The organism is Microbulbifer maximicatervae (SeqCode) (assembly GCF_052468155.1).
On the sequence record NZ_CP174335.1, the window covers coordinates 2,454,345 to 2,476,436 of the forward strand.

The window sequence follows — 22,092 nt, forward strand, 5'->3', positions numbered from 1 at the left end:
CAATTATGATGAAGCATAGTGTCTATATAGTGGGCAAGTGCAGCGGCTCCAGAGCTTTATCGCACCTGCCACCGTAAGGACCGTAGCAACGAATGCCTGGATCATTTGATTGTAATGCCGCTCAGCTTGAACAGGACACATCGTTTGCCACCCCAACAACAATTACGAAGTTGATGAAAAACTCACTCGCAGTGAAGTAACCACATTCCCTAGACAAATCCACACCAGAGTTCAAAGCAATTGTGTATTTGTAGCTTCCATTATTTTGCTCAATGACCGGTAAATTGTCCGGGACTCATCTGGTGCTACAGCACCAAACCTAAGTCTATTGCTTGGAATCTGAACAATTGCCGAGTCTACCTATATTCCACTTTGGTTCTTGATCATCACATTCGGCATCACCCCAAAGAAGCCTATCTAACACCAATAATCAGCAATACAGCGGTAACTAGTAAGCAATATCTTCTCTTCAAAATCGGATACTCCACAGAACGGAATAATACCCGCCAGCAGTGGCCGCATAGAAGTGGAATTTCCTCTGGCTGAGCTTGGATTACTGGAATGAAAGCCCCTATAGCAAGATCGCCGTTTATGGCTTCCATTAAATGCCAACTACTAACGAATGGCAACTACAAGACAGCGAGATTCTGAGGGAAATACACCCTGGAAAAGTTACGAGCTGACGAACAGAAAACGATATAAGGCTTGACCTGTAGGTGAGGTGGTCAGGGACACCAAAACTACATGATCGTGAATGCGGAGGTTGTATTATGAAAGTTCATATTCTTATATAGCGAGCTACTATAAAGCTATCAGTGTGGCCGCTGACTCATAAGAGAGTAGTGTTGGAGCCGGTAGTTTGAAACTATCGGCTACCCGATTTAGGCTGGCTGTATCTTTGTATTGCGCGGATTAGAATTTGGGTCTGTGTTTTTCGATGATTTGCGCATCTACCCAATAGATATCACCCTCAGGATCGACACCGTCTTCTCTCTTAATGGGGTTGTGATTGAAGAACAGATACTTACCGTCTGGTGACACATACGCGCTGGCCTCATTGCCGGCGGTGTTTATGGTATCTCCCAAGTTTATTGCCTTACCCCAGGAACCATCTTGTTGGCGGAAACTGATGTAGAGATCTTTATCGCCGTAACCGTCGTCTTTTTCGCTGTCCCAGATAAGGTAAGAGCCATCGGCGGCAATGAAGGGGTGCGCTGTCCACTTGCCAGAGTTGATATGCGGCCCCAGCAGTACAGGTGGCCGCCGCTTGCCGTTGCTAACGGTTGATATACGTAGCACGTCATTGCTTTTGTAGTCGTCAAACACTATGGTGCCATCAGCTGATGATGTCAGACGCATGATGCCCCAATCTTTGCGGTCGAACATCGTCCCCATACTTTTAATATCTGACCAGCCTGATTCGGTACGCACCATGTACTTGTTCCCCAAGTGCATGGTTTTGCCATCCGGGGCAAGTAGAGGGCGGCCGACCCTTGGGCCAACAACGGATTCGTGCCACTGGTTACCTATCTGCTTGAAACGAATGAGCAACCACTTTTCAGTGTCGACATCCATTCGGCTAAAGTAAAACTCGGTCATATCTGGTGTGAAAGAGCCGCTATAGTCACGATGCCGGGTTGCGACATAGCCCGGCGCGAATATTTTGGGTGTTAGTCCCGGTGGTGTTTGCCCAAGGTAGGGGCCTTCCAGCAGGGGAAGTGCTTCTTGGCTACAACCGTAGCTACTCACTGCAAGAAGAGAGATCAGGAGTATGATAGAACTACAAAAATGCTTCACAGCTTGTCCTTGTTTTTACATCAACGAATAAATGAACTACGGGCAATTTAATCAGTTCGATATGAAAACACCTGAAATACTTATGATTTTTAAATGATTTTGAGCTGACGGCACCAAACATTTAAACCTAAAGTGCACAAAAACCGACACACTTGGCAAAAGTAAAGACCGGCAGCTGGGTACTGTAAACTGGTCAGCTTTCAAATATCTAGGGCAGGAAGATCATGGGAATCCGTACCAACCAGCTGTCCTTGAAAGAAGGATACTAGATGGAAGCGCTTACTGGACAGAAGTCTTCAGTCTAGGCCATCGCTTAGTGCTTCTACCGAGGCAATAAAGTCGCCTTTCGCTGCTGTGCCGAGAGTACCCACTAAGGATGTTGCAGCGCCAGCACGAAGCTTTAAACACACCAAACTCAACTCTGCCATATCGGTGTAAATCGACCACCAGCTAAAAAAATCAGGTCTGAGAAATCGTTGGGCGAATATGGCTTGGAGGTGTGTGAAAACGGATAGTTGTTCAACGATTCATTGCTGGGTGGTCGATATGAAGTTAGAATTTGCTGCGGCTGGAGTGTGACGTAAGCTGTCTGGTCGCGATAGCAACGAACGACATTCGCTAGTTAGGCACTTGCCTTCTAAATTGGTTCATATGATGAAATTCCAATATATGAGTCATATTCCTGTTTTTCTTTTTCCGAACCAAGCTGTTCTCTTGTTACCCGCAAGGTGTAAGCACCTTTTACATGCCCGTTTTCAATCACCATCCAATCAAATACATCTTCTGGACCGAAACCAAGTCGCTCACCTACTTGATGCCACTTTGTAAGCTCTTCTGGGACTTCGAAGAATACTCCTGAAAGGAAGTTTTCTTCGATATGAAATATACATTTGACAGGCAGAGGTATAGAAACCGGTCTTCTCCAAGCTTTTCAGATAAATCCGGATCTCTAAACCTTAGCTTTACTGCGTAAATGGCTTTAGGACCGGATTTCACAAGATCGATGAAATCAGCAATAGTGTTCGATGCTTGAGCGAATGCCTTAAGCATTTCTTGATCTTGATAGTGCGTGTTTCTGAATAACGGTTCGATTATTATCGATTTCTCCTTGCCTGCTAGCGCCCAGTATATCAGCAACCAAAGCAGGGGGAAGTAGTACGTAGGCAGTCCGACTCAGTATTTTTACAGAGTGTACGAGCTATTGTTTGTTATATATTTTGTACATATTAAAACTGTCTGGCAGCAAATAAGCCCGCTATAACTATTGCAACAAGGCCGGTGGCACTACATCAAAAACCGTGACTATTGCCGTTATAACTATCTAGATAGACAGTTTGTTTTGGTGAAGGTTAGCGGCCGAGAGTGATTAGTTTACAGATGGGCCAGCCAATCCAGTAGCAGATGGTGCCGAAGAATATTTCTGCTAAGATATAACCTATACCTCGGAGAAATCCCCTACCTATCTCCCCAATTAACTCATCCATAATTACCTTCCTTGTTGATACGTAAAATGCATTGCTTAGCGGCTCATTGGACGGTAGCGTAGTTTTGGCTACGCTAGAAATTCCCGCCCAAAACAAAGTGGACCTCAAAGCATCCACTGGATAAATTTACTATAATTTCTTACTAGTATTCTCTGTATTTAACATTTGCTTTAAATGCTTCGGCTTCAATAGGGGAATCCTCATACCCATGCTCTAACACACCTAACAAATGACCAGAAAGGACGTCCTTAAAGCTAGCTCGCTCTACTTGCAAAACATGAACAAGCTCATGTGCCAACTTCGGAGTATCCATCTGGAATCCCTTTCTTATGTATATAGAATAACCAAATACTTGTGCATTATTCACAACTCCGTCGCCTATAAGTCCGGCTGTCTCGCCAATAAACTTTAGAAGTGAATTCTCACGTGGAAATGGCACTTCATCCACATAAACCAGTCTTATTTTTTCAGGGTTCGTAATGCCTATCTCTTTCGCAATATCAAGGTGCTTCTGATCTAGAGGGTGACCAACTCGAAGGCCTTCAGTATCAATTTTTTCAGCCCACTCTGCATATGGGTTTACAAAGGTAAATTCAATTATTTTCTGATGAAAAACAAAAGGCAAAGCTAAAACAGCTAAACCACAAAGCAAAAATTTACTTTTCATATGTTACTACCGCTTTATACTATTCAAGGATCAATCTACCATAAAAGCACTCAAAAACCATTAAGAATCAGTGGGTTATATCTAAATTGTAGTGATGGTGTTAAGTGCGATTACAGCGATTTGGTTACTATTCCTTGTGCATGAGCGGCCCCTAAACACTCAGTAATATAAAAGCTTTTCAAGCCTTTTAGTCTTTTATCAAAAAAACGTTCAAGCAGATTAGGCATATAATCTCAAGCTCTACCTAAATCAGAAATTCTAAAAGCCATTTCAAACGTTTAGTCTGTTCTGGGTTGGATAAACGCATGGATGCATGGTTTACTCGGGGGGGTGCCTGTTTATCCTAAAACAGATAATTGTCTGCGAGTCGGAATGCATTGTGGATAGAGAATCGCACACTATAGAACCGAATGATAGATAGTGGGTAGCCAGAAGCTGGAAACTGCCGGCTGCCCGATTTCAATACATTTTTAGCACGGAAGTACCGAAAGTGCCGAACCCAAGGCATTTGCTATACCATTTATTAGCTCAGTTGTCACTCGTGCCTTATTAAGCGCGATGTCAACCAGCAAGCCAAAAATGACAGAGATATAGGCCAGGTATCCAAAACCCATATAGTCATTGTATAAGATGGTGTAAAACCAATCTTGACCATATGTGTATATGGCGGAAGATATGATGGTAGCAACGAACAAAAGCACTGCAGGTAAGAACAAGTGAGCTATAGCTCTTGGTTTGGCGAAAGATACGGCCAAGAGGATAAGAAACATTAGAAAATTTGACCCAAGGAATATACGAAGGTCAAGTTTTAAATTTCCCACTATCTCAAGGTACTTTCCCTTAATAAGATCGCCGAGTGTATGTTGCGCAACTTTAATGCTCTTAAGGCGATCGAGGTAGCCTGCTGTGATAGACTGAGCCAAAGCCTTTTGTCTTTCACAGTCATAACCACACATAGAGGCAATTACACTTGCTATTTTTTGCGGTAGATTGTTATCTAAGTCTTCTTTAATTTTTTCCGATTCCAGTCCAAGTCTATTAGCAATGCTCAGCGCTTGATTTGCAACTGTAGATTCGCTTACAAGATGCTGTTTTTCTCGAACCTCCTTCTCTATTTGGTATTTTACAAATCCTTTTGCTGATTCTTCTATGCTCTCAGGTGACAAGAATGTAATAGAGAATAGAATTCCAAAAAATAGAATTCCAAATAACCCGGTTGAGCGTAATGTAATATTCATAGTTTCCTTAGCATTTAACGCCTTAGTAACCCGTAGCAAAGCGTAAGCTGTCCGGGGCCGAGGGCACACAGTATGCTGTCTTGGTACTGCCGTATGGGTACGAACTAATGAGGTGAAAGCCCGTTGTAAAAAGATCACCGTTTAAGAGAGGTATTAAATGCTAACTACCAGCGAATGGCAACTGAAACACCGTGAGGTCATGTGGGAAGGGAGTCTCAAGCAAAGTTACGAAGTGCGAAAGAGACTGTCATACAGAGCTTAGCCGTGAGGCGAGGTGGCCAAAGGCAACAAAGCAAGTGATAAAATGGGTAGAGTAAATGATGTAGTTGTGTAGTGAAAGTTCACGCTCTTATCTAGGAGGTTATGCTTAGCTTGTTACTATCAAGCTGCCACTGCTGATTATATAAATAGGCACAATCAACTAGCCACGATCACAGGAATAGAAAAAAGTGGTGGAACAATACCGCGTAATAATCAAGGTGATTAAACAGATGTCAGCTGATCGTCTAATGGCCTAATACCGAGACTATTACCCTGGAGATGGTTAAGACCTGCTTGATGCTGTCACCGGATAGAAATTTATTGCGGACCCTATGATGGATGGTGTGGGTAGCCAGTAGCTAGAAACTACCGGCTATTCTTTTTATAGCGCATTTTTTAATGATAAGGAACCTCTGAATAATTCCAAGCCAGTATTGGTAATATTCACCTACCCATCAAGACTACGATGAATTATGCACCAAGTCACCTTTGCCGAAGCAGAATATAAGCTAAAGCGCCGTATAACTCGCCGAGAGAAGTTTCTTTCTCAAATGGAAGCCCTCATCCCATGGCAGCGACTAGAAGCTCAGATCACTCCTTGCTATCCACAAGGCAAACGTGGCCGACAGCCATATCCATTGAGTGTCATGCTCCGTATTCATTGCATGCAGCTATTTTATAATCTCAGTGATCCCGCTATGGAGGATGCACTGTATGAAATTGAATCCATGCGTAGTTTTGCTGGATTGACTTTGAGCGGCCCAATTCCCGATGAAACAACGATTCTTAACTTTCGCCACTTACTGGAGCTCAATCAGCTAGGTGCAGCTCTTTTTGATGAAATCAACAAGCATCTTGCTGAGAATGGCATGGTACTGCGTGAAGGCACGATTGTAGATGCCACTATTATCTCTGCGCCAACTTCAACCAAGAATAAAAAGAAAAAACGTGATCCAGAAATGCATCAAACAAAGAAAGGCAATCAGTGGCATTTTGGAATGAAAATGCATATCGGGGTTGATGATGTGCTCGGAGTAATACATAGCATAGATACAACAGCAGCGAATTCGCATGATGTCACAACTACAGAGCGAGTTCTCCACGGGGAGGAGAAAAGAATCTGGGGAGACTCTGGGTACATTGGTGCGGAGAAACGTGAAGAGTTGAAAGAGCGGGAGGCGGATTGGTATATAGCAATGAAGCCGAGCAAGCTAAAAACTCTTCCAGGGCGTGATGCACTTCGTAAAGCGGAAAAGATCAAGGCGCAGATAAGAGCGAAGGTCGAGCACCCCTTCCGCTACATCAAACGGGTATTTGGTTATGACAAGGTCCGCTATCGGGGACTGGTAAAAAATACTGAGAGGCTGTGCTTACTGGCAGGCTTTACCAACTTAATAATAGGGAGAAAATACTTGGCTGCCTAGGGGTGGTTCGCCTGAAATCCACCTATTGAGGGTTTCAGATGAAAAATTAGTGGACTATTACGCGCAAATTACGCGTTTGTGCGTAATAAAGTGAATTTTTCAAGCAGCTCAGCTTAATTCTGGAAAAATGCTTCGTTGATCAGAGGGTCCATAATGCCACCTTTTTAATGCCATGAGGCGGAATCCATTGTTTAAACTCAACAAAACCATACTTTTTATATAAATTAATTGCGGGCTCATTTACAGCAGCTGTTTCTACAATTGCTTCTATAAATTCAAATTCATCTAGGATGTAGCTTAGCAATTTACCTGCTATTCCTTTCCTGAAATAATCTGGATCAACAGTTAAACTATTAATTTCTAATCGCTTATCTTCTATAGCAATCTCAATAGTTGCGGCTAGACACTCATTGTCAATAAATCCATAAAATTGCGATTTGGATTTCTCTATATCTTGCGCACTTCGCGATAGTGGAGGAAAGTCAGCGGCACCTATCAATTGAGCTTCAACATTATAGGAGCGTTGAAATATTATGAAAATCTGATTTGCTATTTCTTCGTTTGAATTGTCAAGTTTTATTATCATATTAAGCTTAGCCTAAAATTTTGTGGGCACTCTAACTTTTAGCGCAACAGCATCCACGGAGAAGACTGTTTTGCGTTATAAGCGCAGTGAACAGAAAACAAACGTTGGAGTAAATATCAAATTTCCGGTGCTTGGCACATTCTGCATGGGCATGCCCTATATGAAATGAAAGCCCTCTGTAAGAAGGCCGTCGTTCAATGGGCTGCATTAAATGCTAACTACTAGCGAATGGCAACTGTAACACCGCGAGATCTTGTGGGGAGGTAGTCGTAATAGCTGACGAGCAGAAACATCAATTAAGCCCTAGCAGGGTGATCTAATGAGTACAGTAAGTGATACATTTGTTTAGTGGGAGTCCACGCTCCATGAGTAAAGATCTGCTTAACTTGTTGCAATGATGCTATCAGCGTGGCCACTTGATTCGTTAGGTGATCGTTGAGTAGAAATTCACTACGGATGTGTAACCGCCCATTACAGACTAGTATGATGGGCGGTGTGGGAGCCGGTAGCTAGAAACTATCAGCTATCTGACGTAGGATTGGATTGAAGGCAGGTTACTATTCCTGATCCTACCCACCAAAGACGGACACTCTCTTAAGCGATAAACTACGCAGCAGAGGTGCCCTATGACACGATCAAGTAAATCAACCAAAACCACTCGTAAAAAATACTCAGAGGAATATAGAAAAGATGCCCTAGCACTGGCGGTCAAGGTAGGGGTAAGCGTTGCCGCTAAACAGCTTGGGTTACATCCTTCCCAGATTTACGGATGGCGAAGCAAGGCTAAGTTACATCAGAGCCGAGGGGATGCCGAGAGAGAGCTGGCCACAGAGAATGCTCGCCTTAAGCGGCAGCTGGCTGAGCAGGCAGAGGAGCTGGCGATCTTAAAAAAGGCCGCAGCGTACTTTGCAAAGAGCCTGAAATGAGGTACGCCTTCATGCTAAAGCACAGGCATAAGTTCAGCATCAAAGCGATGGCTAAGGTATTGAGCGTATCTCGCAGTGGGTTTTACGATTGGGTGTCAAGATCGGCCGATCAATCCAAGCGCCAGCAGTACCAAATGGAGCTTGATGGTTTGGTACAGCAGCGCTTTATAGCCAGTAAAGAACGTAGTGGCGCCCCTCGCCTGACGAGGGAATTGGCCAGTGAGGGGAGTAAATATAATCAAAAAACAGTTGCTGCCAGCATGCGTCGACAGGGCCTACGGGCTAAAGCCGCCAAGAGATATAAAGCCACAACCTACTCAAAACATGGTCTGCCAGTGGCCCCAAATCTGCTCGAGCAGAACTTCAATACTGAAGCGCCGAATCAGAAATGGGTCGGGGATATTACCTACCTACGAACAGAAGAGGGTTGGTTATATCTGGCTGTAGTGATAGACCTATATAGTCGGCTGGTTATTGGTTGGGCGATGTCAGAAACGATGACAGCTACATTGGTCTGTGACGCCCTTCAAATGGCTTTATGGCGACGTAAGAAACCTACAAATGTTATCGTGCATACTGACAGGGGAAGCCAATATTGCTCTAAAGATTATCAATCTTTAATTACAGCTTATGATCTGCGGTGCAGCATGAGCGCCAAAGGTAACTGCTATGATAACGCCTGCGCAGAAACGTTCTTCCACTCACTTAAGGTAGAAGTAATCCATGGTAACCGCTTTCCTACAAGGTGCCTCATGCGGGAAACCGTATTTGAGTATATAGAAATAGACTACAATCGAAATCGCTTACACAGCGCCAATGGCTATCTCAGCCCTGAGGCGTTTGAGGAACAACTAGTCGCTTAGTGGTGTGTCCGTTGTTGGTGGGTAGGATCATCCTACAAGCTCTGGGAATTGGCCACCAATTGGTACAAGTACGCCACCTGTATAAACCATACTGAAACCACGAAAAGGCTCATCGTTCATATTGCTTTGAGAGTAACCGTTTGGACAAAGTTCTGATGCCCTACGATGCCATAGCTCTTTAACTTGCTCATTAGAGGTTAAGCCGTTTCCACTAAAAAGTAGCTTGTATTTTCCATCTGATACCTTTTCCTCCTTGTAGCCACCACCAAATCCATAAGGCTGGTATGGTGTTGAACATGCTGGAAGTACCAGAACAAAAAGAGGAATAAGAATTTGTTTTAGCATATTCATTCGGTACCTAGTCTTGCCTGCAAAAAGTAGAAACTCTAGCTATGCATATTTATGCTCATACCCTGCTGGAATTACATAACCCAATGCAGAGTGCCTATGAGATCTATTGTAGAAAATTTCAATGTATTAAGACACCTCACATTTTGCCTGTTTTCACTCTCGAATGTCCCAGCATAGATCAAATTGATTTTTGCCTACTAAAGAATGATTCCTCGCCTCAAACAAAGAGCCGCTCGACGCTATCGTTGGGTAGAATCTCATTCCGTATAGGGAGCCGCTAGTTGTAGATCTTTACGATGGGTTGTGTGGGGGCCGGTAGCTAGAAACTACCGGTTATCCGATTTAGATCCTTGTTTCAGCTGATTCTCGACCAGAAGGACATGTCTACCGATTCTTGGTCAAGAAGCTCTAAATATTTTTGAGTAACATCATTGTGAAGCCAGAGCTGGCATACTTCTTCTGCTTTTACTTGAGTAGTAGCAATAGCAACATCTGCATACTTTCCATCTTTGCCCTTGAGTAGGAAGTGAGATAAAACCTCTTTTTTGTTTGATAGAAACTTATCATCCACCTCCTTGGAAAGAGCTAAAAGTTGCTCCTCGGTAACACCGTCTTTGAGCTGGAATACAGCAAACTCAAAACCTAAGAATTTAGATGTATTATTTTTAAAAATCATGCTTATCCCCGTTGTTTTTGGAGATGCCATTATCCTTCTACCCTACTGACAGCGTTGTGTCAGGAGTTTTATGTGTTAGCTGACTTTTTTGATATTTTATGTAGTTCTTCAAGGAGATATTGGTAGGAAGCTGTGTAGGGGCATTTGCAGATTTCATAGTATCTATATGATCAAGTCTGAAATCACGATATTCACTCTTTAGACTGCACCAGCTCCCAAGAGTCCATCTTCCTCCCCAGAAAAATAGACCGAGAGGGAAAATTATTCTGTCAGTTGTTTTGCCTGATAATGATTTGTAGCAAATTTGTACCCACCGTTTTTCGTGTATGAGCTGATGGATTTTATCCCAATAATCAAAATCAATAGATCGGATATGCTCACCTGGAAATCTTACTGAACGTTGCTCACCTGACTGAGCTAAAGTCTTATTTGGCAAAGCAGCTTCAATTTTACTCAATAAAGAATGAGATGCTTTGCTTAGAGTTGGCCCTGTCCAAGAGGATGTCATATTTACACCCAAGATCAAAGCTTCTAATTCTTGCTCTGTTAATTGTAATGGAGGTAATTCAAACCCTTTAGAAAGCCTATATCCAATTCCGGCTTCTCCATATACAGGAACCCCAGATACAGAGAGGTCATCCATATATCTGTAAATAGTTCTCTCAGAAACGGAAAGCCGCTCTGAAAGCTCTTTAGCTGTAATGGGCTGATGGGCTCTTAGGATATTTGTTAGCTGAAAAAGTCTATCAGATTTACGCATGAATTATTGGTGGTGCTCGATTTAGGGACCTAACGCCTTAAGTCGGGGTGCAGTTTACTACGCCCCGATGAGAAGCGCCCTTGCTGCCTTAACTTGGTACGCCCAGCATGGGTATTGACTAATAGGGTGAAAGTCCCCTGTAGGGAGATCACCGTTTAATGGGCTCCATTAAATGCTAACTACTAGCGAATGGCAACTGCAACATCGAGAGGTCTTGTGGAGAAGAAGGCGCCAGCAAAAAACTGTGAGCTGATGAGCAGAAACTTCTTATAACGCTTAGCTCGGAGGTGAGATGGCAGGGGCATCGGAGCTATGTGATCCAATGGGAAGATATTCATTACGGATAGGGAGCTGCCTATTGCGGACCCGCCCAACCGATGGATGATGTGGGGCTGCTATCTAGAAACTATCGACCTGGTTTATGAGATTTCCTCTGGATTAAAAACAAGACGAATTTTGCTAATGCGATCCACCTTATAATGAAGCGTTTGAGCCATTAATGTACTTCTACAATTTTTAGTGAATTTATATATGTAACATGTTGAATTCGGATTGTGAAACTCTTCTACCATCTCATACGATATATCAACTGGAGGCGAAGCTTTCAGAGATTCTATATATTCTTTGGCCGATTTACACTTAAACAATGGCCCTTCAAAATCCAGCTTTTCATATAGTATTAGGTCTAATGAATCAAAGTCCTTTGTTTCATAGAATATGTCCATATATTTTCGAGCAAGCTCTACTTTGTTCATATCGATTTCACGTAACGTTTTACTCAGCCGCCACAGAAATGAGCCGGTTTATGTTATCTTAGAAGGCCGTTTCTTTACACCTATCAAAGGTAGAGCTTAAGGCTTCACAACCATTGACACAATACGAAAATCAACAGTTAAGTCCATACCCCATCACCCAGCCTCGCCGCTCACAAATCTCTCTTGATGCGACTCCAAACTATTACTGCGTCTCCCGCTGTGTACCCAAAGCATTCTTTTGTGGAAGAGGGGAGGGGTAATGAGTACCGGCACGATTGGATTTAGACTGGAATGGAAAAGCTGGCTGCTATCTTTGCGCTGGATATCGCCGCCTATGCGGTAATGAGTAATCAATATCATGTGGTGCCCTATATCGATGCTAAAACGGCCAATATTTGGTCTATTACTGAGGCCATTCTCCGCTGGCAGGAACTATTTAAAGCTTCTAATTTGGCACAGTGCTTCAATCAGGGCACCTCACTGGACCGCAGTGAAGATAGCAAACTTAAAGAGTTGATCGAGCTATGGCGAGAGTGATTAATGGATATTAGCTAGTTTATAAGCTGCCTAAACGAATCTATTGCCAACCAAGCCAACACAGAAGCTCACTGTGCAGGCCGCTCCTGGGAGGGCCGTTTCAAGTCTCAGGCCCTATTGAATGAAAGAGCCTTGGCTACCTGTATGGCCTTATGTTGATCTCAATTCTATCCGTGCCGATACTGCAAAAACCTTGGAGGGCTCTGACCACACATCCATTCAGTAGCGTATTCGTGCCGCGACCTCAGGTGAGCAATCCAAAGGCCTATTTGACCAAAGTTACGTAATTTTCAAACCTAAAGTATATTTTTTAAGCATTTCACTACGTCCGAGCCAGACCAGGTGAAATGGCCGTTAAGGGGGAAAGCCTGTACTATTTCCGGTGTCATCTTACAATCTGTGGGTGTCCTAGTGTGCACCTTCAATCAGTAGCGGTTCTTCGTTTTTTTCATTCTGATTGGTGTTTCAATGGCTACGGCTGACGTTAATCGGTATTCTCGGGTTTTAATTGGGCTATTTGTCTGCCTTGGGTTCGGTAGGGTAATCGCTTAGCCGCAAGTTCTGGCTATAGTATCCAATTTGGGGGAGCGCTAATCTTTTGTCCAGCCATCGACAATCATTAATAATCTCCCCGGTCTCGATTGATTTATAAAGAGCATGTTATGTCCAGAAAAATATTATCCTTAAAGGTAAAGAGAAATACGGAGCCTAAGAAGGCTGATAAAAAGCAAGAGGATACTTCTGATCCAAAGAAACGCTTCTTAAATGGAGTAGCTATTAATCCATCTGAGCCTATTCGCCTTGAGACAGGTTCTCGGGAACTTACGGTAAGGGCGATGGATTTGATTACGCCAATTGGTAAGGGGCAGCGAGGCTTGATTGTGGCTCCACCGGGCTGTGGCAAAACCACTATCCTGAAACATATCTGCCAAGCAGTGGGGGAGGCTTACCCCGAAATAAAGCTGTACGCTTTGCTTATTGATGAAAGGCCAGAGGAGGTTACTGACTTTAAGCGAAGTGTACCGGCCGAAGTTTATGCGTCCTCTTCTGATCATAGCTATGAAGAGCATGTGAGAGTAGCTAATGAACTCCATGATAGGGCCTGTAAGGAAGCCGGTGAGGGCCAGGATGTGATGATCGTGGTTGACTCGTTGACAAGGCTTTCACGGGTACACAATGCACAGCGGAGTGGTAGGGGACGTACGATGTCTGGCGGGATCGATGCCCGGGCTATGGAGGTACCCAGAAAGCTGTTTGGCGCTGCTAGGAAGATTGAAGGTGGTAGCTCACTTACGATTCTGGCAACGATACTCGTGGATACCGGAAGCCGAATGGACCAGGTGATATTTGAGGAGTTTAAGGGAACGGGAAATATGGAGGTAGTATTGTCCAGGGAAGTTGCGAGACAGCGAATTTTCCCTGCCTTGGAAATTGCTAAAAGCAGTACTCGCCGTGAAGAAATCCTGTTCAACTCGAAAGATATTGCAACGATAAGAGCTTTACGAAGAACGCTTGCTAGCCTAAAGCCTGTAGATGGCACTAAGAAACTTATTGAACTCCTTGAAAAGTACCCGACAAATGCGGAGTTACTTGACCATTAATTTTTTAGTTAAGTTTAAGGGTAGTATTTAGCCGCTTAGCATTTTTGGAGTTAGTTGCTTAGCGACCGAGTCCTTATTAGGACAGCTGTTATTCAGTTAAGGGCTTTACACCTCAATCCTCTGGTGTGTTTTTACAGGATACCGTCCAATGAGGAGCTTAGTGGAAAAGTGGCCTTAATATGCCGAAAGGGTTGCCCTTTCAGCTGGATCACTATTTGGCGTTAGTAGACAACGGTTGGCATTTAGCCCCCCAAAAGCGAGGTGCCATTTCTCAAAAGGCGCCCCCTATCTTGAGCGGCTGGACATCTCAGCAAAACACTGGCTCTATCTCAGCTAGAACTTAGAAAGTCGCTTTAAAGGTTTGTTGGGATCAGTAGAGACGGTAAAGCAAGCTTGCATCCAACTCGATAAACGCTGGGTACACGGGATAGGGATTGCCGGAGTTTCCTCTCAGCCACACCCTGCTAATCTACTCCTACCCAAAATACTCTATAACATGATTACCACTCTTTTATCCAAAATAGCATTTCCAAAAATCTGCATATCAATTCTCAGAACTTAATCTATCTTACCTATAAATCAAAGGGTAAGAGCCCCCAGAAAGAGAGCTTGCTCTACAGTTCACAACATCCTCCAGCCTTTGGGTGTCCTAATGTGTGTGTGCACTAATTTGCGTAATAGGGCAATAAACAATACCCGTAGCAACCAATAAGGTTACTATACCGGGTGCTTTCACCTAAATTTATGTATCTTCTGAAGATTCACGTATGCGCTCTTTTCGTTCCAGTTCCTCTTGCATCACCGCTTTGATTTCTTCTAGCACGGCGTCGACATCGGCGCTGTCATCGTCATCATCAAACTTGCCGCTGAGCGTTGAGCTAGTCGTTAAGTTACCCTCTTCAAACAGTGCCCACATTTCCTTGGCGTATTGAGTCTGTAATAAAGAGGGGGCAAATCTGCCATAATAACGACGCATATTGTCGACGTCGCGGGTGAACATTTCTTGTGCACTGTTATTGGCAGCGGCATTAACAGCTTGGGGTAAATCGATAATCACAGGGCCGGAATCATCCACTAGGACGTTAAATTCGGATAAATCACCATGTACAATTCCCTCGTGAAGCATGAGCATGATGTAATGAATCATTAATGCATGATCTTGAATTGCTTGCTCTTCTGACATTGTCACATCGCCAAGCCGTGGTGCGACATTGCCTGCTTCGTCAGTGATTAACTCCATCAATAATACACCGTCAACACAACCAAAAGTCTTGGGAACTCGTACATGAGCGCGTGCTAAACGGGATAAAGCATCAACTTCGGCATTTTGCCAAATCTCTTCCTGCTGTTGGCGGCCATAATTTGACCGTTTTTGCATGGCACGTGCTTGACGACCACTGCGAACTTTACGCCCTTCTTGGTACTGTGCGGCCTTTTTAAAACTACGCTTAGTTGCGTCTTTATAGACTTTGGCGCAACGAATTTGGTCACGACAACGGACAATAAATATATCGGCTTCTTTACCGCTCATTAGGCGGCTGATAACTTCATCGATTAAGCCATCATCGATGAGAGGCTGTAGACGTTTGGGAGTTTTCACTAGATACCAGCTTCGAGTGTTCGGCAATTAATCATATATGCTATTGACATATTTCCATGTGTATTTGAGGCAAGAAATCTAATCTTGCTTATGGATAAAGAGCGATTATGGGGCCCTATAATGCCTGCGTAAAGGATGGGGGCAATAAGAATCGCACTTGACATATGAAAACCCCCAGTAGGAAGATCACCGTTTAATGACCTCTAACTGCCAGCGAATAGCTATACCATAAGGTTTTGTGGGGAGGAAGCCGCGAGTAAAACTATGAGTTAGCGAACAGAAACATCCTATATGGCTTAGTCTGGAGGCCAAGGGTGCCGAAGCCACGTGATCTAGTGGATAGGGTTAATGATGCAGCTGATTTGTGAAATTTTATACTCTTATATTGGAAAATCTGTGCAATTTTCTTTCAGTGATTCTGCCAGCGTGGCTATTGGCTGGTAAGTAGGTCCAACCGGTTAGTATTTATGACCCGCATGATGGGTGGTGTGGTGGCCGGTAGTTAGAAACTACCGGCCACCCGATTTATATTTCTTCTTGTTGAGGAACAAAAGCCTCTTTACTGCCAACGAGAACCACAATAAGAAGTATTATATCGATGACAATACTAGTGATTGAGCCAGGTATTTTAGCCATCAAGAACCCACTATCTGACCGCGAGCTAATTACTGTTTGAACAATGGCCCAAATAACAGACGCAGCGATAGCTATATAGAAAATTTTTATTGCGAAATCTTTGGTCATCATTAGAAATATTCCAGATATAAGATACAGACCTGCTACGACCATAGATACTATACCAAAAACAATTGACCAAGATTCATACCACTCTGGGACCTTAAACTGTTCTTGCATAGACTCCATCATTTGAGAAAACTCAATTCGTTTGGGTTCACCTTCCTCTTCAATTTCTAGCATCAATTGGGGCATATCCTTTCCATCAGGAGTCTTCCCTTTACTGAATTCAGCCATCATTTCTTTCTGCATTTCGAGCATCGAGGGCATGGCTATTTCCTGAGCGCCACCAAGAACCCCAAATATCCCGAAGATAATTGCCAACACTCCAACTATTGTCGCCCATGTAGGTCTTTTCATTTCCTACTCCATAGTTCAGTAAAAATATAACGCCTTTGTAATGGGCAGCTTTGTAGCAAAGCCACGTTTAAAGCTGTCCAGCCCGAAGGGCGATCGTTGACAAACTTGGTACGCCCAGCATGGGCGTGAACTAATGGGGTGAAAGTCCCCTGTATGAAGATCACCGTTTAATGAGTTCCATTAAATGCTAACTACTAGCGAATGGCAACTGCAACACCGTGAGGTCTTGTGGGGAGGAAGTCGCTAGCAAAACTAGGAGCTGACGAACAGAAACATCCTGTAAGGCTTAGCCTGGAGGCGAGGTGCCCAAGGACACCGAAGCCATGTGATCTGACGGGTAGAGTAAATGGTGCAGTTGTGTAGTGAAAGTTCATGTTCTTATCTGGGGAGATCGGTTTAGCTTCCTGCTGTGAGGCTGTCAGCGTGGCCGCTGACTCATAAGTAGGCCCAGCCCGCTAGCCACCATCGCGGGGGTAAAAAAAGTGGTGGAACACAGCAGCGCTCTGCTCAGTAATGAGTAGGGTGATTAAACAGAATTCAGCAGACGGCATAGTAGCCAAATGCCAAGATTAATACCTTGGACAGGGTGAAGGCCTGAGCCTAAATCCACGAGTTGAAAGACAGGGCTAGCCTACTGATATGTTTCCAGTCGGTTAAAGTTGATGTAGCGCACTGCCATGACACTCAACTCAAATGAAGATCTGCTCGACACTATCGTTGGGTTGAGATTTATTACGGATAGGAGCCGCCCATTGCGGACCCGCGCGATGGGTGGTGTGGGGTCCTGTAATTAGAAACTACCGACTACCCGATTTAAGCATTAGTTTTTAGGGCCTCTTTGGTTGTGTCCACAGCTTGCTGTAGATCCTTGGAGTAACTTTTTAGTTTCTTTAAATCACCTTTGATAAGAGCTTCTTTAACTTCCGTTACCAAGTTTTTTGTGTTTTCAGTAGTATCCACAATTATGCCTGAAATCCTTGAGGCATCATTTAATCCCCATTCTTTGGCTTTATCTCCAACCAGGGGAAGACCTTCAATAATAGGGCATGCAACCTCTAAAGTATTATGTATTTTACTCAGGTTTTTAAAGCTGTACGCTTGAATAACAGATGTCAATTCTGTGACCTGTAAAGAAACATCTTGTACGGCATCAATCAGAGGCTTATTTTCATTGATTTCAGCAAGTGCTTTTCGTGCTCCTTGGAAATGGGTATACACGAAAAATAAAAAGCACCCGATAGTCAATATCGCTCCAACAACAAATAACTCAGACGGTAAAGTTAGTCCAGGTATGTTAGCCAATACCATAGATAAAATGCCAGCAAACCCAAAGGCTAATGCGAACCCCCCAGTCTTATATAGTTTATCCATTCCCTTAGAAAGACTATCTGATATGCGAACTACATCCTGCGTTGCTATTTGGTTCATATAGACATACCTATTGTTTGGTGGAGAGATTGATGCATAACGCACCTCTGTCAAAACCATAGGGAAGTGAAGGTTTTGGCGTCGAGTGCCTTAACTTGATACGCCCAGTATGGACGTGAACTAATGGGGTGAAAGTCCCCTGTAGGAGGATCACCATTTAATGGATTCCATTAAATGCTAACTACTAGCGAATGGCAACTGCAATACCGCGAGGTCTTGTGGGGAGGAAGTCGCTAGCAAAACTACTAGCTGACGGACAGAAACATCCTATAAGGCTTAGCCTGAAAGTGAGGCGGCCAAGGACACCGAAGCCGGGTGATCTAACGGGTAAAGTAAATGACGCAGTTGTGTAGTGAAAGTTCACCTTCTTATCTGGGGGGACCTGTTTAGCTTGCTGCTATGAAGCTGTTAACGTGGCCGCTGACTCATAAGTAGGCCCAACCCACTAGCCACCATCGAGGGGTAGACAAGAGTGGTGGGACACAGCAGCGCCTCGGTCAGTAATGATCAAGGTGATTAAACAGAAGTCAGCCGACGGCGTAGTAGCCAAATGCCAAGATTAATACCTTGGACAGGGAGTAGGCCTGAACCCAAAATCCACGAGTTAAAAGACAGGGCTAGCCTACCGATTTGTTTCCAGTCGGATAAGTTGAGGTAGCGCGCTGCCGTGACACTTAACTCAAATGAAGAGCTGCTCGACGCCAAGGTTGGGTAGAGATTCATTACGAATAGGGAACCGCCCATTGCGGACCCGCACGATGGGTGGTGTGGGGGCCGGTAGCTAGAAACTACCGGCTACCCGATTTAGTTTTTTACTGCACCATTTTCTGTTAAGTATTTTATGACCTCAGTATTTTTTCCGTAATAGGCCCACTTAAGAGGAGTTTCACGTCCACGGCATTCTGCATTTACATGAGCCCCGGAATCAATCATAAATTCAATCATTTGAACTGTACCATCTTGTGCTAAATAGTGCAGAGATGTACATTTGTCTTTAGCGAGATAGTTAATGTCTACTCCTTGCGCAACAAAATATTTGACTACCTCAATCTCTTCCGTAATGGCACCTCCAAGTATTGCATTATCAATAGCTTTTTGAGGAGCCTTATTGCTTTCAATAATTGCTTTTATCGCGTTCAAATGTCCTATTCGAGCAGCAACATATAAAGCTTCTTTGTATTCGGAAGAATCAAATTTAGGACCTTTATCAATAATCAATTTCACGAAGTCATAGTTATCTTTATATATAGACCTAAAAAGTGCCCCCGGTTTAATCTTTCCCCCATTATTAATGAGTAGAATAACTGTCCTGGAGAAACCTTTTTCTAAAGCTTTATCAATAAGGGTGCTTGACTCATTAGTTTGTAATTGAATATTTTTATTTAATTTTAAAAGTCTAGTTACCAAGCCAAAGTTGTTGCTTTTAGCCGCATGAATTATTAGCTCTTTGTAATCTTTATCAGAGATATCATCAAAAAAGCCAGCGCTTTCGAAAACAAAAGCCCCATCTTCATCAAGATTTCTAGTTGATTTTTTAAGCCCGTCTATATCGTATGTAAGTTTTCTAGCTTTGATTTCTTCAAGGGCTATCTGTTTTTCATTAACTTCAGAGCAACCAGTAATTATTGTAACGAAAATGAATATCATAATTTTCTTGTGTGGCATTGAAATATCCTAAAAAATAACGCCGCAAGCAACGGCCGTAATGTAGCAGCGAAGCTGCGAATTGGAGATCCAGCCCACGCAGTGGGCGATGTTGCCTTGCATTGGTACGCCCAGTATGGGCGTGAACTAATGGGGTGAAAGTCCCCTGTAGGAGGATCACCGTTTAATGGATTCCATTAAATGCTAACTACTAGCGAATGGCAACTGCAATACCGCGAGGTCTTGTGGGGAGGACGCCGCTAGCAAAACTACGAGCGGACGGACAGAAACATCATATAAGGCTTAGCCTGGAGGCGAGGTAGCCAAGGATACCAAAGCCATGTGATCTAACGGGTAGAGTAAATGATGCAGTTGTGTAGTGAAAGTTCACGTTCTTATCTGGGGAGATCTGTTTAGCTTGCTGCTGTGAGGCTGTCAGCATGTCGCCGACTCATAAGTAGGCCTAACCCACTAGCCACCATCGAGGGGTAGACAAGAGTGGTGGAACACAGCAGCGCCTCGGTCAGTAATGACCAAAGTGATTAAACGGAAGTCAGCCGACGGTATAGTAGCCTAGCGCCAAGATTATTACCTTGGACATGGTGAAGGCCTGGAGCCAAACTCTAAGAGTTAAAAGACAGGGCTAGCCTACCGATATGTTTCCAGTCGGATAAGTTGAGGTATTGCTCGGCCATGACACTCAACTCAAATGAAGGGATGCTCGACACTATCGTTGGGTAGAGAATCATTACGGATAGGGAACCGCCCATTGCGGACCCACATGATGGGTGGTGTGGGGGCCGGTAGCTAAAAACTACCGGCTACTCGATTTATGACGTGTCGAGTACCAATTAGATACCACATGATTTAAGTGCAATATTTACTCTACTGCTAGAACTTACTTGCTTATCGTGCCATAGTTCGTTAGCAGGTATTTTTGATACAGCTTCTGAAAAACATGCACATTTTTCTGCTTGGGCGGGATAGGCTTTTTCCAGAGTTTGGATATCGTAGTCTTGTGATTTTACGAGCCAAAGATCACCAAAAGAAGCAATCATTAAATTGGCAGCTAAGCTACCTTTAAAGTAGCAAGCCTTAATAAGATTTGAACGATGTAACTCAATAAATCCAGACTCTTCGATTCCCTTATATTTGCATTCAGAAGAGAAGCGATAAATTTCATTTTTAAGGTGGTTCGAATTTTTGTAAGTCCGCTTATTTAAAGCTTCTTCAGAGCTGCATTCGCACGAAATAGCTGCCATTTTAACACCTATTTCATTTTTTCTCTTTACAAGTTCAGATTTCTCGGGGTTGGTTCTCTTAAGCTTCTCTGCTTCTGTAAGGATTTGGCTACTCATATCATCCAACATGGCACTACAAATACGAACAGCCTCATATTTCATATCTGGAGTGGAGCCCGAAGTTTTTTTAGTAGTATCGTGACTAGTGCACGAAGCCAAGAGTATTAGTAGTACGTAAATATAATGTTTATTTTTATACATAGCGTGATTTATATGTGTTGGTTCTTATAGTCTTGTGTCATAACGCTAGCAATAAGGGCTGGCAAAAGCGTTTTCGCGCGCAGCACGACTTTTGATATCCCCTTGATTGCTTTGTTAGGTGGCTGAGTTAAGCATTCATTGCTTTCAAACATTCGGTTTCTGCATTTGCAAAAAGCACCATTTCCAAATCGTATAGTTTGTAACCTGGTAATGATTTTAGGCACTGTTTTAGAACATCGAGGTAAACTTGATAAGTATCATTTCTCTTTATTCTCTGCCAGCCCGCAGCAACAAGTGAACTCACCTTGAACTCTTCTTGATAAACGAAACCACTTTTATTGATTGAATTGCCAACTACATTATTCCGGCCGCTAATATAGTTGAAGGCTAGACCTGTAGAAACATCATGGTTCCACTGAACAGCATTTAAGCAGGCTGCAACTCTAGCATCATAAATAGCATATTTATCCATATCTACAATGGAGAAGATCTTGGAGTAACTTGCAATGCCTTTTAGCGGTGTTCGTGGTTTTTCTTTGATAAGCTCATTTACATATGATGTTAGAGTTTCATCTTTATTGCCACGAACACCGCCCCAATCTGCTACTACCTCTTTTGATAGAGCAAGCTTATTTTCTGTATTTGAGCTTTGCCACTTTGCATTGAAGTGATGCTTTAATTCAATGTTCTGCTGGTATCCACTTTTACCTGATGATTCAAAATCAGAGATTTGTGGGATTTTCCATGAGTATCTGCTCTCAAGTTTTGGTACTTCATTTTTGAAATACTCAACAAGTGCATTAATACAATTATTCATTTTTACCTCTAAGGAAATGAAGAGTACATTCTTTTTGGGAGTGCTTTGTAAAGCCACCTAATAACGCCTAAGGCTCCTGC

The 22,092-nt window shown here is 43.4% G+C and carries 19 protein-coding genes; 4 read left to right on the forward strand and 15 right to left on the reverse strand.

Going from position 1 to position 22,092, the window contains the following annotated elements:
• Positions 1-912 precede the first annotated feature (912 nt).
• From ACJJIY_RS10605 to ACJJIY_RS10620, 4 genes are all read right to left on the reverse strand, one after another.
• On the reverse strand, positions 913-1,797 hold the full coding sequence (locus ACJJIY_RS10605) for a TolB-like translocation protein (protein WP_445359584.1): 885 nt from the start codon (positions 1,795-1,797) through the stop codon (positions 913-915).
• 637 nt (positions 1,798-2,434) lie between these two features.
• Complete coding sequence (locus ACJJIY_RS10610) at positions 2,435-2,704, reverse strand: DUF2314 domain-containing protein (protein ID WP_445359663.1); 270 nt, start codon at positions 2,702-2,704, stop codon at positions 2,435-2,437.
• Between the two features lie 719 nt (positions 2,705-3,423).
• Positions 3,424-3,948: a hypothetical protein gene (locus tag ACJJIY_RS10615; protein ID WP_445359585.1), complete on the reverse strand. Its 525-nt coding sequence runs from the start codon at positions 3,946-3,948 to the stop codon at positions 3,424-3,426.
• Positions 3,949-4,418: 470 nt separating this feature from the next.
• Positions 4,419-5,186, reverse strand: a complete 768-nt coding sequence (locus tag ACJJIY_RS10620; RefSeq protein ID WP_445359586.1) for a hypothetical protein — start codon at positions 5,184-5,186, stop codon at positions 4,419-4,421.
• A 734-nt stretch (positions 5,187-5,920) separates the two neighbouring features.
• On the opposite strand from ACJJIY_RS10620, the gene ACJJIY_RS10625 reads away from it, so the two are divergent.
• The gene (locus ACJJIY_RS10625) at positions 5,921-6,871 is read left to right on the forward strand and encodes an IS5 family transposase (protein WP_444895065.1); all 951 of its coding nucleotides are present in this window, start codon (positions 5,921-5,923) and stop codon (positions 6,869-6,871) included.
• A gap of 139 nt (positions 6,872-7,010) precedes the next feature.
• Here the strand turns inward: ACJJIY_RS10625 and ACJJIY_RS10630 are convergent, their stop codons facing one another.
• On the reverse strand, positions 7,011-7,457 hold the full coding sequence (locus tag ACJJIY_RS10630) for a GNAT family N-acetyltransferase (RefSeq protein WP_445359587.1): 447 nt from the start codon (positions 7,455-7,457) through the stop codon (positions 7,011-7,013).
• A gap of 626 nt (positions 7,458-8,083) precedes the next feature.
• Between ACJJIY_RS10630 and ACJJIY_RS10635 the strand changes: the two genes are divergently transcribed.
• Positions 8,084-9,246 (forward strand): IS3 family transposase gene (locus ACJJIY_RS10635; RefSeq protein ID WP_444897071.1). Its coding sequence is split into 2 segments (ribosomal slippage): positions 8,084-8,342 and positions 8,342-9,246, totalling 1,164 coding nucleotides; the frame shifts between segments, so codons are not numbered across the junction.
• 27 nt (positions 9,247-9,273) lie between these two features.
• Here the strand turns inward: ACJJIY_RS10635 and ACJJIY_RS10640 are convergent.
• The 4 genes from ACJJIY_RS10640 to ACJJIY_RS10655 all read right to left on the reverse strand — a co-directional run bounded on the left by ACJJIY_RS10640 (position 9,274) and on the right by ACJJIY_RS10655 (position 11,788).
• Entirely contained in the window at positions 9,274-9,597 is a 324-nt protein-coding gene (locus ACJJIY_RS10640) for a CC0125/CC1285 family lipoprotein (RefSeq protein WP_445359588.1), read from the reverse strand.
• Positions 9,598-9,952: 355 nt separating this feature from the next.
• The gene (locus ACJJIY_RS10645; RefSeq protein ID WP_445359589.1) at positions 9,953-10,303 is read right to left on the reverse strand and encodes a hypothetical protein; all 351 of its coding nucleotides are present in this window, start codon (positions 10,301-10,303) and stop codon (positions 9,953-9,955) included.
• A 7-nt stretch (positions 10,304-10,310) separates the two neighbouring features.
• The gene (locus ACJJIY_RS10650) at positions 10,311-11,033 is read right to left on the reverse strand and encodes a helix-turn-helix transcriptional regulator (RefSeq protein ID WP_445359590.1); all 723 of its coding nucleotides are present in this window, start codon (positions 11,031-11,033) and stop codon (positions 10,311-10,313) included.
• A gap of 419 nt (positions 11,034-11,452) precedes the next feature.
• Positions 11,453-11,788: a hypothetical protein gene (locus tag ACJJIY_RS10655; RefSeq protein ID WP_445359591.1), complete on the reverse strand. Its 336-nt coding sequence runs from the start codon at positions 11,786-11,788 to the stop codon at positions 11,453-11,455.
• 291 nt (positions 11,789-12,079) lie between these two features.
• Between ACJJIY_RS10655 and ACJJIY_RS10660 the strand changes: the two genes are divergently transcribed.
• Together ACJJIY_RS10660 and rho are read left to right on the forward strand one after the other, a co-directional pair.
• Positions 12,080-12,325: a hypothetical protein gene (locus ACJJIY_RS10660; protein WP_445359592.1), complete on the forward strand. Its 246-nt coding sequence runs from the start codon at positions 12,080-12,082 to the stop codon at positions 12,323-12,325.
• A 662-nt stretch (positions 12,326-12,987) separates the two neighbouring features.
• A complete protein-coding gene (gene rho, locus ACJJIY_RS10665) occupies positions 12,988-13,926 on the forward strand; it encodes a transcription termination factor Rho (RefSeq protein ID WP_445359593.1) in 939 nt (312 codons plus the stop codon).
• Between the two features lie 742 nt (positions 13,927-14,668).
• Here rho and ACJJIY_RS10670 read toward each other — a convergent pair.
• The 6 genes from ACJJIY_RS10670 to ACJJIY_RS10695 all read right to left on the reverse strand — a co-directional run bounded on the left by ACJJIY_RS10670 (position 14,669) and on the right by ACJJIY_RS10695 (position 22,069).
• Positions 14,669-15,526 carry a PA4780 family RIO1-like protein kinase gene (locus ACJJIY_RS10670; protein ID WP_282931624.1) on the reverse strand — a complete coding sequence of 286 codons (858 nt, stop codon included), beginning with the start codon at positions 15,524-15,526 and terminating at the stop codon, positions 14,669-14,671.
• Positions 15,527-16,051: 525 nt separating this feature from the next.
• Positions 16,052-16,621, reverse strand: coding sequence for a hypothetical protein (locus tag ACJJIY_RS10675; RefSeq protein ID WP_445359594.1), 570 nt, complete (start codon positions 16,619-16,621; stop codon positions 16,052-16,054).
• Between the two features lie 813 nt (positions 16,622-17,434).
• Entirely contained in the window at positions 17,435-18,049 is a 615-nt protein-coding gene (locus tag ACJJIY_RS10680) for a hypothetical protein (RefSeq protein ID WP_282931626.1), read from the reverse strand.
• Between the two features lie 804 nt (positions 18,050-18,853).
• Positions 18,854-19,714, reverse strand: coding sequence for an ankyrin repeat domain-containing protein (locus ACJJIY_RS10685; protein ID WP_444898819.1), 861 nt, complete (start codon positions 19,712-19,714; stop codon positions 18,854-18,856).
• 830 nt (positions 19,715-20,544) lie between these two features.
• Positions 20,545-21,096, reverse strand: coding sequence for a hypothetical protein (locus ACJJIY_RS10690; protein ID WP_444926995.1), 552 nt, complete (start codon positions 21,094-21,096; stop codon positions 20,545-20,547).
• Positions 21,097-21,322: 226 nt separating this feature from the next.
• Positions 21,323-22,069 (reverse strand): hypothetical protein, encoded by a 747-nt coding sequence (locus ACJJIY_RS10695; RefSeq protein ID WP_445359595.1) that lies wholly within the window; start codon positions 22,067-22,069, stop codon positions 21,323-21,325.
• Positions 22,070-22,092 lie beyond the last annotated feature (23 nt).

What these genes read in the sequence shown, in the direction of transcription:
- ACJJIY_RS10690 (WP_444926995.1), bottom strand. Translation starts at nt 21,096, where the DNA reads ATGAAATATGAGGCTGTTCGTATTTGTAGTGCCATGTTGGATGATATG.
- ACJJIY_RS10640 (WP_445359588.1), bottom strand. Translation starts at nt 9,597, where the DNA reads ATGAATATGCTAAAACAAATTCTTATTCCTCTTTTTGTTCTGGTACTT.
- ACJJIY_RS10620 (WP_445359586.1), bottom strand. Translation starts at nt 5,186, where the DNA reads ATGAATATTACATTACGCTCAACCGGGTTATTTGGAATTCTATTTTTT.
- ACJJIY_RS10685 (WP_444898819.1), bottom strand. Translation starts at nt 19,714, where the DNA reads ATGCCACACAAGAAAATTATGATATTCATTTTCGTTACAATAATTACT.
- ACJJIY_RS10630 (WP_445359587.1), bottom strand. Translation starts at nt 7,457, where the DNA reads ATGATAATAAAACTTGACAATTCAAACGAAGAAATAGCAAATCAGATT.
- ACJJIY_RS10650 (WP_445359590.1), bottom strand. Translation starts at nt 11,033, where the DNA reads ATGCGTAAATCTGATAGACTTTTTCAGCTAACAAATATCCTAAGAGCC.
- ACJJIY_RS10615 (WP_445359585.1), bottom strand. Translation starts at nt 3,948, where the DNA reads ATGAAAAGTAAATTTTTGCTTTGTGGTTTAGCTGTTTTAGCTTTGCCT.
- ACJJIY_RS10655 (WP_445359591.1), bottom strand. Translation starts at nt 11,788, where the DNA reads ATGAACAAAGTAGAGCTTGCTCGAAAATATATGGACATATTCTATGAA.
- ACJJIY_RS10645 (WP_445359589.1), bottom strand. Translation starts at nt 10,303, where the DNA reads ATGGCATCTCCAAAAACAACGGGGATAAGCATGATTTTTAAAAATAAT.
- ACJJIY_RS10660 (WP_445359592.1), top strand. Translation starts at nt 12,080, where the DNA reads ATGGAAAAGCTGGCTGCTATCTTTGCGCTGGATATCGCCGCCTATGCG.
- rho (WP_445359593.1), top strand. Translation starts at nt 12,988, where the DNA reads ATGTCCAGAAAAATATTATCCTTAAAGGTAAAGAGAAATACGGAGCCT.
- ACJJIY_RS10680 (WP_282931626.1), bottom strand. Translation starts at nt 18,049, where the DNA reads ATGAACCAAATAGCAACGCAGGATGTAGTTCGCATATCAGATAGTCTT.
- ACJJIY_RS10625 (WP_444895065.1), top strand. Translation starts at nt 5,921, where the DNA reads ATGCACCAAGTCACCTTTGCCGAAGCAGAATATAAGCTAAAGCGCCGT.
- ACJJIY_RS10675 (WP_445359594.1), bottom strand. Translation starts at nt 16,621, where the DNA reads ATGAAAAGACCTACATGGGCGACAATAGTTGGAGTGTTGGCAATTATC.